This is a genomic window from Enterobacter sp. JMULE2, assembly GCF_013337145.1.
In the GTDB taxonomy this organism is placed as follows: domain Bacteria; phylum Pseudomonadota; class Gammaproteobacteria; order Enterobacterales; family Enterobacteriaceae; genus Enterobacter; species Enterobacter mori.
Genome location: NZ_SGWD01000015.1, coordinates 221,909 through 237,598 on the forward strand (window position 1 = coordinate 221,909; position 15,690 = coordinate 237,598).

At 46.4% G+C, this 15,690-nt stretch carries 12 protein-coding genes and 2 pseudogenes; 6 read left to right on the top strand and 8 right to left on the bottom strand.

What is annotated here, in order from left to right; all coding sequences use genetic code 11:
• Nucleotides 1-26 precede the first annotated feature (26 nt).
• The 5 genes and pseudogenes from EXW94_RS19090 to EXW94_RS19110 form a co-directional block, all read left to right on the top strand.
• Nucleotides 27-731, top strand: a complete 705-nt coding sequence (locus EXW94_RS19090) for a hypothetical protein (RefSeq protein ID WP_174340752.1) — start codon at nt 27-29, stop codon at nt 729-731.
• A 51-nt stretch (nt 732-782) separates the two neighbouring features.
• Nucleotides 783-1,664: a hypothetical protein gene (locus EXW94_RS19095; RefSeq protein WP_174340753.1), complete on the top strand. Its 882-nt coding sequence runs from the start codon at nt 783-785 to the stop codon at nt 1,662-1,664.
• A 556-nt stretch (nt 1,665-2,220) separates the two neighbouring features.
• Nucleotides 2,221-2,601, top strand: coding sequence for a transposase (locus EXW94_RS19100; RefSeq protein WP_069599059.1), 381 nt, complete (start codon nt 2,221-2,223; stop codon nt 2,599-2,601).
• Entirely contained in the window at nt 2,598-2,945 is a 348-nt protein-coding gene (tnpB, locus tag EXW94_RS19105; RefSeq protein ID WP_002952999.1) for an IS66 family insertion sequence element accessory protein TnpB, read from the top strand. Before EXW94_RS19100 ends, tnpB begins: the two co-directional genes overlap by 4 nt.
• A gap of 49 nt (nt 2,946-2,994) precedes the next feature.
• Nucleotides 2,995-3,339: pseudogene (locus EXW94_RS19110) on the top strand (transposase); the annotation flags it as partial.
• 319 nt (nt 3,340-3,658) lie between these two features.
• On the opposite strand, the gene EXW94_RS19115 reads toward EXW94_RS19110, so the two are convergent.
• The 6 genes and pseudogenes from EXW94_RS19115 to EXW94_RS19140 form a co-directional block, all read right to left on the bottom strand.
• Nucleotides 3,659-4,690, bottom strand: a complete 1,032-nt coding sequence (locus EXW94_RS19115; RefSeq protein ID WP_174340754.1) for an IS110 family transposase — start codon at nt 4,688-4,690, stop codon at nt 3,659-3,661.
• A gap of 203 nt (nt 4,691-4,893) precedes the next feature.
• Nucleotides 4,894-5,379 (bottom strand): DUF943 family protein, encoded by a 486-nt coding sequence (locus EXW94_RS19120; RefSeq protein ID WP_174340755.1) that lies wholly within the window; start codon nt 5,377-5,379, stop codon nt 4,894-4,896.
• A 1-nt stretch (nt 5,380) separates the two neighbouring features.
• Entirely contained in the window at nt 5,381-7,381 is a 2,001-nt protein-coding gene (locus EXW94_RS19125; RefSeq protein WP_174340756.1) for a DUF3289 family protein, read from the bottom strand.
• A gap of 15 nt (nt 7,382-7,396) precedes the next feature.
• Nucleotides 7,397-9,700 carry a type VI secretion system Vgr family protein gene (locus EXW94_RS19130; protein ID WP_174340757.1) on the bottom strand — a complete coding sequence of 768 codons (2,304 nt, stop codon included), beginning with the start codon at nt 9,698-9,700 and terminating at the stop codon, nt 7,397-7,399.
• 282 nt (nt 9,701-9,982) lie between these two features.
• Nucleotides 9,983-10,815: pseudogene (locus EXW94_RS19135) on the bottom strand (transposase); the annotation flags it as partial.
• Between the two features lie 163 nt (nt 10,816-10,978).
• Nucleotides 10,979-11,746 carry a DUF6933 domain-containing protein gene (locus EXW94_RS19140; protein ID WP_174340758.1) on the bottom strand — a complete coding sequence of 256 codons (768 nt, stop codon included), beginning with the start codon at nt 11,744-11,746 and terminating at the stop codon, nt 10,979-10,981.
• Nucleotides 11,747-12,285: 539 nt separating this feature from the next.
• Here EXW94_RS19140 and EXW94_RS19145 point away from each other — a divergent pair.
• Nucleotides 12,286-12,678, top strand: coding sequence for a helix-turn-helix transcriptional regulator (locus tag EXW94_RS19145; protein ID WP_174340759.1), 393 nt, complete (start codon nt 12,286-12,288; stop codon nt 12,676-12,678).
• 142 nt (nt 12,679-12,820) lie between these two features.
• Here the strand turns inward: EXW94_RS19145 and EXW94_RS19150 are convergent, their stop codons facing one another.
• Nucleotides 12,821-14,362 carry a YfjI family protein gene (locus tag EXW94_RS19150; RefSeq protein WP_174340760.1) on the bottom strand — a complete coding sequence of 514 codons (1,542 nt, stop codon included), beginning with the start codon at nt 14,360-14,362 and terminating at the stop codon, nt 12,821-12,823.
• A gap of 258 nt (nt 14,363-14,620) precedes the next feature.
• Complete coding sequence (locus tag EXW94_RS19155) at nt 14,621-15,235, bottom strand: inovirus-type Gp2 protein (RefSeq protein ID WP_174340761.1); 615 nt, start codon at nt 15,233-15,235, stop codon at nt 14,621-14,623.
• Nucleotides 15,236-15,690: the final 455 nt, after the last annotated feature.

The window sequence follows — 15,690 nt, forward strand, 5'->3', positions numbered from 1 at the left end:
CCACACTATAAATCCAGGAATTATCTATGCGCAAAACAGCATTAATTTTTTCATTACTTATTCTCTCCGCCTGTCACAGTGAATCTGACAACCAAAAAATACTTAAAAGCCAGGTGTATGAAAGTATTGATTCAACCAGAACGTTAGGGGCAGCGCTGGACAATCGACAACGGTGCACATCTGTAGACTGGCAGGACAGTGTTGATGATAAGGGACGGCAAACGGTTATATATACGTGTTCAATGAAAGGTGATGAATCAGAGCAGGTCTGGACTCAGCATATGGAGTATTATATTAATTCAAATGAATTAAGCCTGAAGAATGAGAAATATCGTGCTGATGTCTACACACAGAAATGCAAGCAGCAGTACCCTGACAGGGACTGTACACCTTCATGGATAGCAGGATTGCAAATCCCCAAAATTGAACAATCGATTGAACAAGTGAAAAAGATTGTCCACACTAAAATAAATGATGTAAAAAACATTTACATATGGAGTGTTGTTCCAGGAAACGAGCAACCAGTGACATTGCTCTCAATGAGATACGAATATACATTCTCTGATGGAAAGACTCACAGCATTTTCTGGCGTGGTCGAGCAATAGATGCTATCCGTGATGATATTTATCGGGATCGTTTCACTCTGGCTAATACACTTGCTCAGAAAGAAATTAACAATACGGAATGTCGTGTCTATAAAAATAACGAGCGTTGCAATAACTCCCTGTAATAGCTCCCGCTCTTCAGTTACATCCAATTTTATTTTAAAGAGAAATCATCTATGAAAGAATTAATATTCTTACTGCTGGCGTTGACCAGCTTTTATGCTTTTGCTTCACCTTACGACGATGATGTTTTATTTGGTTGCTTCTTCAACAATCAGAAAGAACCAAAGGAAGTGGTTATTCTTCGAAGTGGTGATACCATCACTTATATGTACGGCAAGCAAGATCCGAGCGGTGAAGGAGGCGTTATTCCTGAGATCACCATAAAAAAATCAGCACGCGAACTGACGAAGAAGTGGGAAAGCAATAGCTCTGAAGGTTTTACACTTTATGAACTCAATATCCCAAACGGGAAATATGCTTATAATGCGGGCTATTTAAATAAGGAAGGTAAGGTTAGCGGGAGTGTGGGGATTTATAAAGATGGCAAGTGGGTTTCAAGCCTGGATTGTAGTGATGTTTGGGAAAATCATCTTGGCGATCCAACATTAATGAAAGGTATCCCCGATTTAAATAATGATGCTACAGCTTCATCAGAAACCGAACTGCAAGGTGATGTCCAGCCCTCTCAGCAACCTAATTCTTCTCAGCCCATACCTGTTAAAATTCAGATTCAGGACATCCCAAAGGATTATAAATGGGAAACCACGGCAGAACATAAAGTAACCAGACATATCTATGTCTACAGCTTAGAAAATAGTGTGACTATTACTGGATTAAATATAGATCGCAGTAACTGCTATTCATGGAATGTAAAACCTGTAACGTTATCATATGGCAAACGGTATGATTTTAATTTACCGATAAGCTATCAGGTAGCCTATTCCAGTATGGGATGGAGCTGGATAGAAAAGGAACAGCGATTTTCAAAATGCATGTGGTCAGAGGTTGAGGTAAAAACAAACAGCGGAAATTATACCTTTAACCTGAATAACTGAGCCCTAAAAACATAATCCCCCCAGTCAATTGACTGGGGGTGTTTTTATTTTTTGTCTATAGGGTTTATGTGTGATGAAATTTTAAAACGACAAAAGGAGAATGTATGAGAGATATGATCTGTGTTATACTTTTATTCTCCCTGCTATTTCCTGTGATATTTATAATTATTGTGTTGCAAAGGAACTTTATCTGTAAAAAATCAGCCATGGAGGTTTCTGATATGAAGTTTTTTTGATTAAAATATCATAAAGCAACGTCAGGAAAGATGTAACTATTGTTATATATGAGCCATCATCAGCATGCGATGCAGCAGATGTTGCTTTTCGTTCTGAAGTGCTGGCGTCAATTTTACTCCTATCAGCACAAGCTCACCTCTGGCTATCCTGTCATACACAGTCTGTCGGCTTACGCCTTTCTGCCGGGCGTAGGCGGCTTTGATCATTAACATGCATCTACCAGTGATCGTAAGCGTCGTCTCAGTACCGTCTGGTCATAATCTGATGTATTCGACAAAGTGGTGTACACCAAATAGTGATGGGAACCAAAGTGTCAGATATGCAGAAAAATGTGACTTCCGGCAGGCGTAAAGGCTGCCCTAATTATCCTCCCGAATTTAAGCAGCAGCTCGTTGCAGCTTCCTGTGAGCCCGGCGTGTCGATATCAAAACTGGCACTTGAAAACGGCATCAATGCCAATTTGTTATTTAAATGGCGCCAGCAGTGGCGTGAGGGAAAGCTGCTGTTACCTTCCACTGAGAGTCCTCAACTACTTCCTGTGACTCTTGATGCCACCACCGTACCGCCAGAACAGTACGCAGAGGCTTCTGAGCCCCTCAGTATCAGCTGTGAGGTAGCGTTCCGGCACGGAACACTTCGCCTCAACGGCACCGTCAGCGAAAAACTCCTGACCCTGCTGATACAGGAACTGAAGCGATGATACCGTTACCTTCAGGAACCAAAATCTGGCTCGTTGCCGGCATCACCGACATGCGCAACGGCTTCAACGGCCTCGCCGCAAAGATACAGACGACGCTGAAAGATGACCCGATGTCCGGCCACGTCTTCATCTTCCGGGGACGCAGCGGCAGCCAGGTAAAACTGCTCTGGTCCACTGGCGACGGACTGTGTCTGCTGACCAAACGACTGGAGCGCGGCCGCTTCGCCTGGCCGTCGGCCCGCGATGGCAAAGTGTTCCTGACCCCGGCACAGCTGGCGATGCTGATGGAAGGTATCGACTGGCGACAACCTAAACGGCTGCTGACATCCCTGACCATGCTGTAAATCTCTTTATCCTGGTTGTTGCTGAATAAGCCTGGTAAAATACGGGCTTATGAACGACACTTCTTCTGATGAAATCCTTCTGCTGAAACAGCGCCTGGCCGAACAGGAAGCGCTGAACCGTGCCTTGCTGGAAAAACTGGCCGATCGTGAACGCGAAATAGACCACCTGCAGGCGCAGCTGGATAAACTCCGCCGGATGAACTTCGGCAGCCGTTCCGAAAAAGTATCCCGTCGTATCGCACAGATGGAAGCTGACCTGAAGGCGCTTCAGAAAGAAAGCGATACGCTGACCGGTCGGGTGGATGACCCGGCAGTGCAGCGCCCGCTGCGTCAGACCCGCACCCGCAAACCGTTCCCGGAGTCACTCCCTCGTGACGAAAAACGACTGCTGCCGTGGCGCATCGTCCTGCCAACTGAATAGCCCTCGTTCGTCAATACGGTTCTCGCTGTACGTATATGGTCTTCCCCCGTATTGCAAGACGGCAGTCATAATGATAGTGACAGGTTTGCTTTCGTATATCCGGCCTGTTTTTGAAGTGAATAACTTCTGGCCTCGATGAATCATCCGCACATACCGTCCTTCACGCTTACACGGCTTTGATAGCCTCGTACAGCCGACAGGTTTTCGATATGCAGGTTTGACCTGTTTTTCATCATTTCTGCATTCTTCGCAATTTCAGGTTAGCTTTCATTGCACTATACCAAATAATAACTTACTGATTTTTCATTGCTACTGGTAAATATAATTCATTGCGGGCGATGATCACCCAGGAAATCCGCAGCAGTTTATTCGCCAGAGCAATAACGGCCCGATTAAATCCACGTTTTTCCCTGATACGATTAATCCATACGCTGAGTGGATCGGTTTTTTCACCAGCCCTGAACAGGACAGCTCTCGCTCCATGTACCAGCATGGATCTGACATACCGGTTGCCGCACTTTGATATGTTCAGCAACACCTGCTTGCCGCCGGTACTGAACTGCCTGGGAACCAACCCTAAGGCAGCTGAGGCGTCTCTTCCACGCTTAAATTGCTTGCCATCACCCATCCAGCTTTTTATCGCCTGGCTGACGAGGGGACCGAACCCTGGAATAGCCAACAACCGTTTGCACACCGGGTCCTGATGAACGTATTTTTTCTGTTCGGAATTATACCATTCCAGTTCATCATCCAGCATGGCCAGCCTGGTATACTGCCGGTGCAAGAGTGTCCTCATGGTATCAGTGAGTTCATTTTCAGCATCTTCAAGTAGCGCAGGCAGGGTTCGCCGCAGTTCTGTTGCCCCTTTATTCAGCACAATGCCATATTCGGCGAGAAGTCCACGTACATGATTTATCAGTTGTGTCCTTTCCATCGAAACCATCTGGCGCATTTTTAAAAATGTCTGAAGATCCTGCTGATCAAGTGTTTTTATGGGTACAGGCCGGATGGTTCCATGCTGGCAAGCCTCAGCAATGGCCTGTGCATCGTTATAATCATTTTTCTGGCGCCGCTGATAAGCTCTGACATGTTGTGCCGGAAGCAAAATCGCTTTATGACCAAGCTTTTGTATCTCCCGTGCCCAGTGATGCGATGCTCCACATGCTTCCATAGCAAGAGTCATCGGTGGTTGCTGAACCAGCCAGTTGAGCAGGTTGCTTCGAGAAAGTTTTATCTTGCCTGCTGGTTTTCCATAAGCATTGATACTGAAGAGATAAAAGCTCGTTTTAGCCAGATCGATGCCGGTAATTTTCATTTCAGACATGGTATCCCTCTAACTTTTCTCTGATTAAAGTTTGTCCATCATGGCGTAAATGGGGGCAGCCGTGAAGGAGGGGAAGACCATCTCATCGCTTACCAGTGATCTGGCTTTTTGATTATGGTTGCATATATGAAGCATTAGAGAAGTAGTGTGATTATAACAGTATATAGGGCGCCGAAGTTTCAGTGCCCTTTGTTTGATTAAAACTAGTTATCGATAAGATAAAGATAAACTGGCTTGCCTTTATACTCGCTAATGACCTTATCCTTTGATGTCAATGTTCTTAATTGAACTGAGAATAACAATTCATCTTTTGATATACATTTATCACTTCCCAACGTCCCGTTTAAACAGTATTGTTCATCCCCAACCCAATAATTATTTTCGTCTGGAAAAGTTGCCCTTTCTGTTTTGTTTTTCATGAAATGTATGCTATCACATTCACTTTCGAGAGGGTTCCATTTACTCATTAGCAGTTTTTCATTTTCTAGCCATAACTTTTTCTTGCCGTAATCACTAATTGGTGCATTGTTAACTAAAACCACAGTGGATTTACAGTTTTGCTTACTGACCAGCCAGTACTCCACATTTTGATAAATTTGATGTATCTCCCCAATTCTAAAAAAATAAAGATAGGAAGCATAAACCACAGAGAGTAGCAAAGCTGGTACGATAATTATCATCCCTTTCATTCTACTGGCCCTCAATCTGAATACTAAAGTTTGCTTCATTCACAAACGGTTTAAAGTCATAATGTTTATAGCGTTGCAAAATGAACCATGAACAAAACCAGGGAATATCCTCAAATCCTTTACCGTTAAGGTCTGGAACATCCAGCCCAAAATGGTCCTGTATCTGAAAACGCAGACCTGCGCGGTATCGACGTGGACCGTAGACGTCCGACGGCACATCAATATCCAGATAATCAAGATAAATCTTCGTTGAGTAGGTATCGTGAATGGTAATTCCTAAACCGTTAAACCAATCCCAATCGTTAAATTTAGGCAGGGCAATATTATTGCCGATATTTTTACTGAGCATTTCAAGTTCTAACTTTGATAAATTATTGAAGCTATTTTTAAATAGAGCCTCATCTATAAAACTCTTTATTCCTTCAACACATTCCTTTGTCGTCTTATGCTCCAAGAATGCTTTATTCAGCAACTCATGACGCAAAATGCCACCCTCATTCTTGCGGAATTTTTCAATCATAATGTGAATGAGTGGGGCATACTCTCCCCATGCTGTCCAGAAGGCCATTTGTTCCATATTGGCAAAATGTTCATCGACTGATTTATTAAAATCGAAGAGACTGATTTTTAACTCATGTCCGAACATATTAATTTTATTTATCTGCCCCTGAGCCAGTATCTGTTCCCGCGTCAGGTCACCGTGCTGCATATCATCGGTAATAAAATCGTTAAGTTGTCGTTTTGAACGTCCATTCGCGCTGTAATATATCAGGCGCGGCTCCGCTTTCTGCAACAGTGTAATAAACGTGCGTGGCTCAAAATGCCATATTTCGCCGCTCAGTTCCGCCTGTACCTCTGGCGGCAACCTGTCAAAAAAGCACAGTGCTTTAGCATGGGCTTTCAGTTCACTGTAATCGTCTTCACTGAGAACCTTGTGAGAGTCCGGTATTCTCAGCCACGAAAAACGTGCATCAAAGGTCGAAAAATCCCACTCAAACGGGAATTTGCAGACAAAATTTGTCAGCAGATCTGTCGGGCTGGTCAGGTGCTTTCTGACGATTTCAGAGTTGCACTGACTGTCCTGTGTGGGGTCATCGTCCACAAAATGCCAGCCTGCCCATTCTGGCATATCCGCATCACTGTAGGATTTTACGTTAAGATCTGATACGTCCACCCAGCCCCGGCCCGCAGATGTTTCAACGTTGACCCACTGGCTGTATTTTTTAATCACTGCGCCCGGTGATGCGGGTTCGCCGATAAATTCAACCGCTCCTGCTACGTCTCCCACAATTTCATAATCATCCTGAATCTTGCGCAGCGTCCGGGTTTTACCCCCTTCGTGGATAATGTACAGCGCTTCGCGGGTAGTCTGTGTGGGGGTGTTTACCTTATGGACGTTCTCAAAGACCGGGAGCCCTGCCGGAAGATAATAATAACGGTTGCCGTATACCGGCTCTTTACGTCCGGAGGCGAGCAGGTTCAGCACGCCACGCGCACGCCCGCTGAGCGCTTCAAGTGCCGAAGGGGCGCAGCAAATCTGGAAATGGTAGCCATTTCGCCCGCTCACCATGCCTGACGTGCCGATAATCTGCCCACGCCGGACGGTCACCCCACCCTTTACCTGAATTTCCGGCCTGACCTGCTTCATGTGCATGGTGAGTGAATAAAAGGTAAACACAGCCGGGTCTTCGCCTATCAGCATATCGTGGCGGATAAGGACGCAGCCGTTATCCGTGCGCCCGCCATAGTTCAGTGGCTTCTGATCCCGTTTTTCCGATGGGGCGGGGTAGTTCGCATACACCACCACGCCATCGGCGATGGCCCTTAATGGGTTTGCTAATGCTCCGGTGTCGGTATGGGGAATATGAATACCTCCATGCCATGCACCCACATGGTTTACGGGGTAACTGCGCTGGGTATAAACGGGCATACAACGAGCCACCCATTCCCCAAAGGTTTCATTATCGTTATGGGGAAAGTGGATCGGCGGTGAAATTTGCATGAATACGTTCCTTGTTTATGAAAATAAATGATCGTCAGGAGATAACACTGGCTCACCTGGTTCCGGGTGTGAAGGAAACTCAACAGGCACTGTTGCGGGCCCTGCGGTTACAGTCCGTTTCGCGTAGCGTGTGTAAGTGTTCGTCGTACCGTACTCAATCCCCGATGCGTCAATCTTCAGGTAGCTGCCGCCACCAATCAGCGTTACCCGCTTTTTACCCGCAAACAGTATCTCACTCATGGATGCCATGCTGAGCTTCTGCTCCGCGCTGATATGCATAGCCCCGTTCTGCGCCTGAACCTGTAACGGGCCTTCTGCCGAAATCAGGCTCAGCTTGCCCGTGTGGGCGAACATGCCAAGAGACTCTCCGGCAAGCAGGGTGGTGTTGCCCATTGACCCGGCGCTAATATCGCCCCCGGCATTCATGGCGATATTGTCTGCTGCCGCCAGCTGCATATGCTCGCCACTGGTGAACGCCACACCTTCAGGGCCGTGGAAGTGGATCATTTCGTGCAAATCCCGGAATCGATCCGCAAACATCGCCTGCTGGCTGGCAATATCGGCCTCCAGCGCCTGCGCCTGTGCAGCCGCGAGAGACAGGGCTTTTAGTTGCTGCTGAAGGAGTTCAATCTCACGCAGGGCGGTATCCATATCCAGCACATCGCCCACGGCTTTATGCTGCCCGTCAGCCGTGATAAACAGCCCCTTAGCCACACGAATAACCCCGTGTTCATCGGTGCGCAGTTCAAAGCCGCTGCCGCGCTGTTCCCCCTGCGCGTTGGTGATATGCCCCTGATTAAGCTGCGTTGCGCCAGATGGGGTGGACAGGGCAATGTGTTCTTCCTGTCGCTTATCCTCCATCCGGAGTTCATTCGCGCCTGCCGTGCGCAGAATGTTCTGGCTGCGGTTGTCGCGGTTCACCACGTCAGCATGTTCTGAATCGTGGAAGGCATGAGCGATATACGGTTTATCCGGGTCACCATGATCGAAGGCAATCCCGACTTCCGTACCGTCCACCAGCGGCATATGCCAACCGTAAGTATCCCCGGCATACGGTTTTGCCTGACGTACCCACAGGTAGTTAAAGCCGGGTTCTGCATCCTCGCGGCTGAAATCCAGTTTTACGCGATAGCGCCCCGTATCATCGAGGTGCGAATAAGGTTCATGCACATCGCGGCTTTCCACCCGCGCAGGCAGCGTGCCAGAAATCTCCGGGCGCGGTATGGCGGGCGGGCGATAGCAGTAACGTTCGGTATAAGGGATGCCCCAGACAGACGTATGCAGACGAGAATCGCGTGAGGCGATGAAGGTCGTGAGCGTGATTACCATCCCTTCGCGCAAATCGGAAAGTCCGCTGCCGGGTGTCTCCAGCACCTGTCCTGGCGTCAGATGTGAGGCGTTACTGAAGACGTGAAGCCGGGCGGATTTGTTTAGTTCGCGCTCGTGATGAAGTCGGGCATAAAACGCGCCGCTTTCGGTTTCCGGTATGGCTGCAGGGTGGTCGTCTCCGGGGTTCAGAAAATTATCACCGTAGCGGTAATGCTTCCCGGTGGTTGTAGCCTCGTTGCGTACGGCAACGACAGAATCCATCGGCATGGCAGCATCCCGGTAATTGTGGCTGCGGGTCTGCACCTGCCCGGTGACGACCTTATGCCACGTTCGCAGCCCCCAGACGGACTCCTCTGCGCCGTCATACAGTCCGGAGGGCTCGTTAAATGGCAGGATGACATTAAAGGTGTAATAAAGCTGACTGTCGGCAAAAATGACCGTATCCAGCCCGGTGGAGCCATTGAGGCCGCAACGGAACCATATGCCCACTTCAGACAGCAGACGCTGGATAAACTGAAGGTCGGTTTCGCGCCACTGGGTAATCAGCTCGCGGGCCGGATAAGTATGCTCAAGACGAAACTCAAAATCGCTGCCTTCAAGCCCGTGCGCCCGTAACAGCGTTTCCACAAGCTCAGGTACGGAAACATTCTGGTAAACGGCGCAGCGGCGGGTGTGAGACAGCAGGGCAAGGCGGGAACTGAGGGTAACGCTGTAATGAGACTGGTCTGCCGTTGTCCCCAGCGCTTCAAAGTCGGTAATCACGCCCTCCACCGTTTTACCGCTGCGCATACGGAAGGTGGCGTATTTTTTCAGTACGTCCGTTCCGTCAATATCATCCTGTTGTGTGGTGAACTCAATGCGCCAGCTAAAGGGTTCGCTTAGCGCTTCACGTCCACGAAAGCGCAGCACGTCAGGCTCTGCGCGGCTGTCATTGATGTACAGGCTGTAGCGGGATTGCCCCGTATCGGCAATGGCCTCTGCAAAATCCATATCTGTAATCCTTTCAGAGATTTTCCGGGCATCACTTTACCCCTGCTGAAGGAATATACAATACTGATTCTGTAATGGAAATTAACAACAATTACATAAGGCTATAATTTAACAATAACCATATTTACCATGAATAATCAGGCGGATGTTTTTTTAATCGCTATACCGACTAGGTGTCTCAATCTCGTTAAGCTACTTCGGCCCCTTTCTTAGATTCGCGATGTCCACTACGTTGCTACTGTGCTCTCTGGCTTCTGAACGCATTTTCTCAATATCATGCGGATCGATTCCGTTCATTGTCGCCATCACTCGCTTTACATCACGGTCGCAGCAGTCCAGCGCGAACGTTACACGCAGTTTTTCGCCGTTGTCACAGCCGAACTCGAAGCCATCTGAACACCAGCGCATATTGCTTTCTGCAACTGCGATTTTACCCTTATGTTCACGCTTCGGGCGCTCTGGTTTGTCATGCAACAACAACAGGTTATGCTCGCTCATTATCCTGTAAAGACGTTTGGCATTCACAGGTGGCTGTCCCTCTGAGCGACGTTGCTTGCGCAGGATGCCCCACACGCGTCGATAACCATAACTCGGCATATCGCTGATAATGTTGAGGATAGCCGACAGTATTTCACCGTCAGCCTCGTCATTACGCCGGTTACCGCGCCTGTCCAGCCAGTCGGCAGAACGGTTCATCCGCAGTGACAGCTGCGCACGCGACACGCCCATGGTGCGGCTGACCAGGGCTATTCCCCGTCCTTTGGCAGCAAGGGCGCGTGCGCTATCCATTTTCGCGACTGACCGTACTCCACTGCTTCTTTCAGGATCTCAACTTCCATTGTCTTCTTGCCCAGAAGGCGCTGTAGTTCCCGAACCTGTTTCAGTGCTGCTGCAAGCTCAGAGGCAGGAACGACTTCCTCCCCGGCCGCAACGGCAGTGAGGCTGCCTTCCTGGTATTGTTTCTTCCACTTGAACAGCAGGCTGGGCTGGATACCATGCAGACGAGCGACGTGGGAGACATTCATTCCTGGCTCCATCGTCTGCTGGATAATAGCGATTTTCTCCTGAGGAGTCTTACGTTTGCGGGCTTCTTGCCCTAACAGGATCCCGGTCATCTCAAAATTGGCGTTAGTGTTAGACATATATTCAAGCCTATCTCTTATCTGGAGATACAGCTACTGTCTGGTGTTTCAGGGGGCTACATCAAATACGTTTAACTTGTTCCAAACTTGTGCTCATAGTACCAAAAGGTCATCGTCACTTCTGGCTGTGGTCAGTCTAATGAAGCTTATGATTTGTCGTGCGGTCTTCAATATTGATAACATTGCTGCCATTCACACTGTCGCCTGAAGAGCCATTACGATTCATCCGAATCTGATGCCTGGCATCCTTAATCCAGGCAATTACCGTCTCTGCGTCTTTACCTTTTGAATCAGAATAATGCGTTATCCATTGTATCAGCATCTTTTCGTCCACCATAAGGTCGAATGGCTCCCCCTTACGGCAGCGCCAGTCGCGGTTAAATCGCAGATCGAACTCAAGCGCGGTTTCTTCATCGCCGGGAAATGCACCAATGCTGTGATACACGTCTTGATAGCGTGCGTTGACCTGATTGATGTGCGTGATCACACTACGATCGGTCTGCTGATAAAAGCGAAGCTCGCGATGCACCTTAAAATAGCGATCAATCGATGCTTCCAGCTGTTCAGTTGTAAACAGTGAAAAATCAGCACCCAGCCATTCGATACCGTTGATTAACCGGCCATTGAGTCGTTCAACGAAGCCATTCACATCACCTTTTCGGACCTGATGAATAACGTGTACCCAACGGGTGGTAAACTCCATCGCGATCAGACAAGTAGAACGCCCGATTTTGACGGCATGCACAACCCACTGGATAGTGCCTGATGGGGCTAATCTTTCCTGCCGTTCAATAATAGATTCATGCACTGAAGATACGGGTTCAAAGAACCCCTCATCGTGATCTTTTTTATATCTGGTATAAAGGTGTGCCGCCGCAGCAGCGGAACAGTTGATAACCATCATGGCAGTATCTCCTTGTCGGCAGCATGGTAATCGTGGTTGGGTATTGTATTACGAGCCCCCCAGGACAACAGCAGGTTATGGCAGTCCATATCTAACAGCCGTAGGCTTCTGTTCCTCTGAATCTGTAGATACGCCATTTTACCCGTGCACCACTGGTTAGCAAATCACAACTACAGTCGCAGTACACGAAAGATGAGGGGCTTAGTCGGTGAGGTAACGTGTTGCCGGGGAGCGATTGTTACCACACCGATCCGCCCATTCCACAGTACAGATGCCAGTATGAGCAATGCAATACCATCACCAGTCTTTAGCAAAGCAGCCAATACCTACACCAAATAATTTACTATTTTCAAATAAATTAAAATAAAAAGCCCCTTACCAGGTCACCAACAGCCCAGCCAAACAGCAGCAACACACTGATAATTATTGATTTAATTTAACAAAAAAACCACCAATACAATATGGTGTGCAAAAAAACAACAACGCAAGTAAAATAATGCTCACTATTCTTTTAATATTTTACTATAAGGTTTGCAAAGATGGCTGTTAACGATGGCATAACTGGTGCTCAAGTACCTGTCGGGATTGAAAACTTTCATAAGCGGTTGAAGCTAGCAATAGCAAATGAGAGCAACGGTGCATTTGCTGCTGGCTGTGGTGTGAGTGCATCACTCCTCACAAAATACCTTGCAGGAAGCACTATACCTGGTGGTGAAAAATTACTGTGGATTTCCCGCCACTCTGGAAGATCGTTGTCATGGCTGCTCACTGGTGAAGAAGAGAAGGTCGTGTCAACCAAGGAGCAACAAATATGGTGGGACAACTTATTCGATGCACTCTCGCCAGAACAGCGACAAAATATCATTGAGGCATTTAAGCAGCGAGGTGTAGAAGGCACGTTTACGAGCTATGCGCTTACAAGAAAGCGTTGAGCAGTTAGCGGGTATGTCGTCTTACCCAGGCTAGCTGTGCTAAATCGCCCAACTATCCCCCTAAAACGCGACTGAAGTCAAAATGAAACAGGAAATTTACACGAAAAACAGCCCGAATATATCGGGCTGGGAATATGTTAACTCAAATTATTTGATCATGTAAGTGAGGAAAGGATCTGCTTTCACAATGCTCACCAGCAATATAGTAAGTTGTATGGCCTGAGAAGGAATCAACATGAGTGTTCTGACTCACACGGCCTGCCTCAACAATTATGTGAGTGGATTTAGCACCATTTTTCGGGTTAAACTCCTCCAGAGTTTTTATGTAACCGTTAGAAGCAAGTATGTCAAGCGCAAGATTGAGGAGCTCTTTTTTACGCAAGCGCTTCGGTGACAAATTTCGCTGGAGATAAGTCATGCTAAATGCATATCCACATCTCGGCCCATTTTTCATCATCCAGTGCAGCAGCTCTGACGCATCGCTACGTGGTGTATTAATCCCCATTGACATAATCCATTGAGCCGACAACAGATAGTAAGTATTAATCTCAATAGCTTCGTCCAGTGTGACCTCGGAGATTTCTTTACCCGCATCTTCATTACCGAAATAATGAAGAATTGCGGCAGTGCGACATACATTTTCAACATGTTTTGAAGCAAAATCTGTCACATCTTCAAGTTGCCCCCCCTGCGGTAATCTCATCTCAATCTGATTAGAATAATGACAAATCTTTTGAGCAGCTGATGGTGAAAATACGAGTACCTTTTTCTCCGGATTACCTTTTTGCATATCAAGCAACTGTTCAGCTCGTTTATGAAAGCGCTGCAAATGAATCATATCATGAACTTCACCAGGGTAATTAAAACGAGTCCCCATAGTAGAGTCAGGAAAAGACATTAATGCTCTTGCAAAAAAACCAGATGAACGAGCCCGTTTACCATGTTTAGCTAAATACTCAAAAAACACATCTTTTTGAGCCATCACCGACATTGTAATTCGAGTGTCAGTAATGTATATATCCCGCGATTGTCTGCGTTTCTCGTAATCCTCCCCATCCCAGTTCGTGTTAAGGAACCCATCTATTCTTGCTGCTTTTCCATGAAGTAGTAAGATCCCCTCAGCATAGTTTATAATTGCAGATCTTGTTTCTGCAGCTAATGCCTCCAGTAATCCTTCACCAGTCAGGTCTGTGTTGCTGTACACAAAACGTTGTCGAGCAGGCTCCGTTAGTTCATCAAGAGAAAGCTCTTCCAGTTCCTGAAAATCGCTTCCGTAGTCAACTCCAGCCTTTTGCTTCCTTTTTATGGACGCTGTTACCAGACTTTCTTTGAACGCATGCAATTTAGCTTTACGTTTGAACTCAGCCATTGCAAGTTGGTACTCGGCCGCATTTTTCTTGTCATGATCTATAATGACCTTATAGACTGCTTTATCGACTGTAGACTTCCTCTCCCCAGAATCGGCTATTGTTATAAAGTAAAGTGATGTAGGTTTAACCCCAACATTTGGTATTTTTACTAATATTAACCCCTGGCATGCCAGTGAAGCTAATGATAATATTGATGTTACTATCAATGGTTTTGGAGCTTTATATTTATGGCAAAGTTCAGCCACTGGCTTTCTAAAAAAGTCAGGTAAAGCCCCATCGGGAAATACAGTTTTCCCAGGTGGATACAGTTTCATTTTTTGAGATCTCACATCTTAAGGGATACCAACAGCTGGTATCTGGAGCCAACAATAGCGAACTGTTTTTATAATGTAAAGGTTCCAGCCCCTTTAAAATATACTATTTCGCTTTGATTCGTATAAATCTACGCTAATCCACACCAATCTACTTTGAAATATCTCAACCGTTTTATGACAGTTATATCCCCTATTCCCTGGCACAAGAAAATAATTGATATCCATGTCTGTAACCTGAGCAAAAAAGTAAAGTATTACTTAATCGTAGCTCCAGCCAAATACTCCAGTGTTCTGGGAGTTTTGTTCGTATAGGCTACCATTATCGATGCAACGTTTCGATAACAGTATCTCCCGTAATAACTCCACCTGGTCATTCTCGCAAACAGTGCTTTCAAGACGGGATGCCATCATTGGGGTCAGGTGAAGCAGTAAATTGTGATGTGCCGCATCCATTCCAAGAGCCGAGCGCCAGCAATGCCTAATCATTGTAAAGAACCGCCCTTCATCAAGCGCAAATGCCCCCGGATAGCTCAACGTGTCATGATTAAGCAAAAGCAGCAGCGTGTAGCTGGTATGAGCATTATCGCTATTCTTTTTCCACAGATAGAAGATTGAAGTATCGCTGATAGCCACCCCCTCAGACTTTCTGGTAATGACATATGCCGGGATCCGTTCTTTAGCGATCCCAAGGAAGCGCTCAATAGCATCATCGCCACCTTTAAAGTAAATACGTTTGTCCGGAAAGTTCAGTATAATTTTGACCATTATGATATCGTCATGCGCAGAAAAAGCTTTAGTCAATACTTGTTTTATCTTTTCTTTAACACTGACAGTTTCTGTTGAGCTCATTAGTCCATGATTATTTTCAGCCATTATTAACCTCTACTCTTATGTGATTTTTTAGCAAATAATGCAATCCCCTTATCTGTTTTATAAGAACCGTATCTGGACATGCTCTAAAACGCACTGTAAGGCTCTCTATGCGATTTAATTAAAGCAATCGATAGAATCATCGAATAAACGTTTGCATCGCTTACAATGCTTTACAGTAAATATTATCCTTATTGACTTTAAAAACTAATGTCACATTCAAAAGCAGCGTTTAATAACAACTTTTGAAATAAAGAACAAATAATAAAAACAACCAAATTTAAATATAAATTACAGAAACACCGTTGTAACCCAGTCTAAAACGAACTGTAACGCTCTCTGAGCGGTTTTCTTCTTCGAATTGATACATTGCTTATCTGAATTATTAAACACCTCAGAACGCTTCTTATTAGATAAATTATTACCCATGACTCTCCCCCCTCCTTCCCCGGTATCAG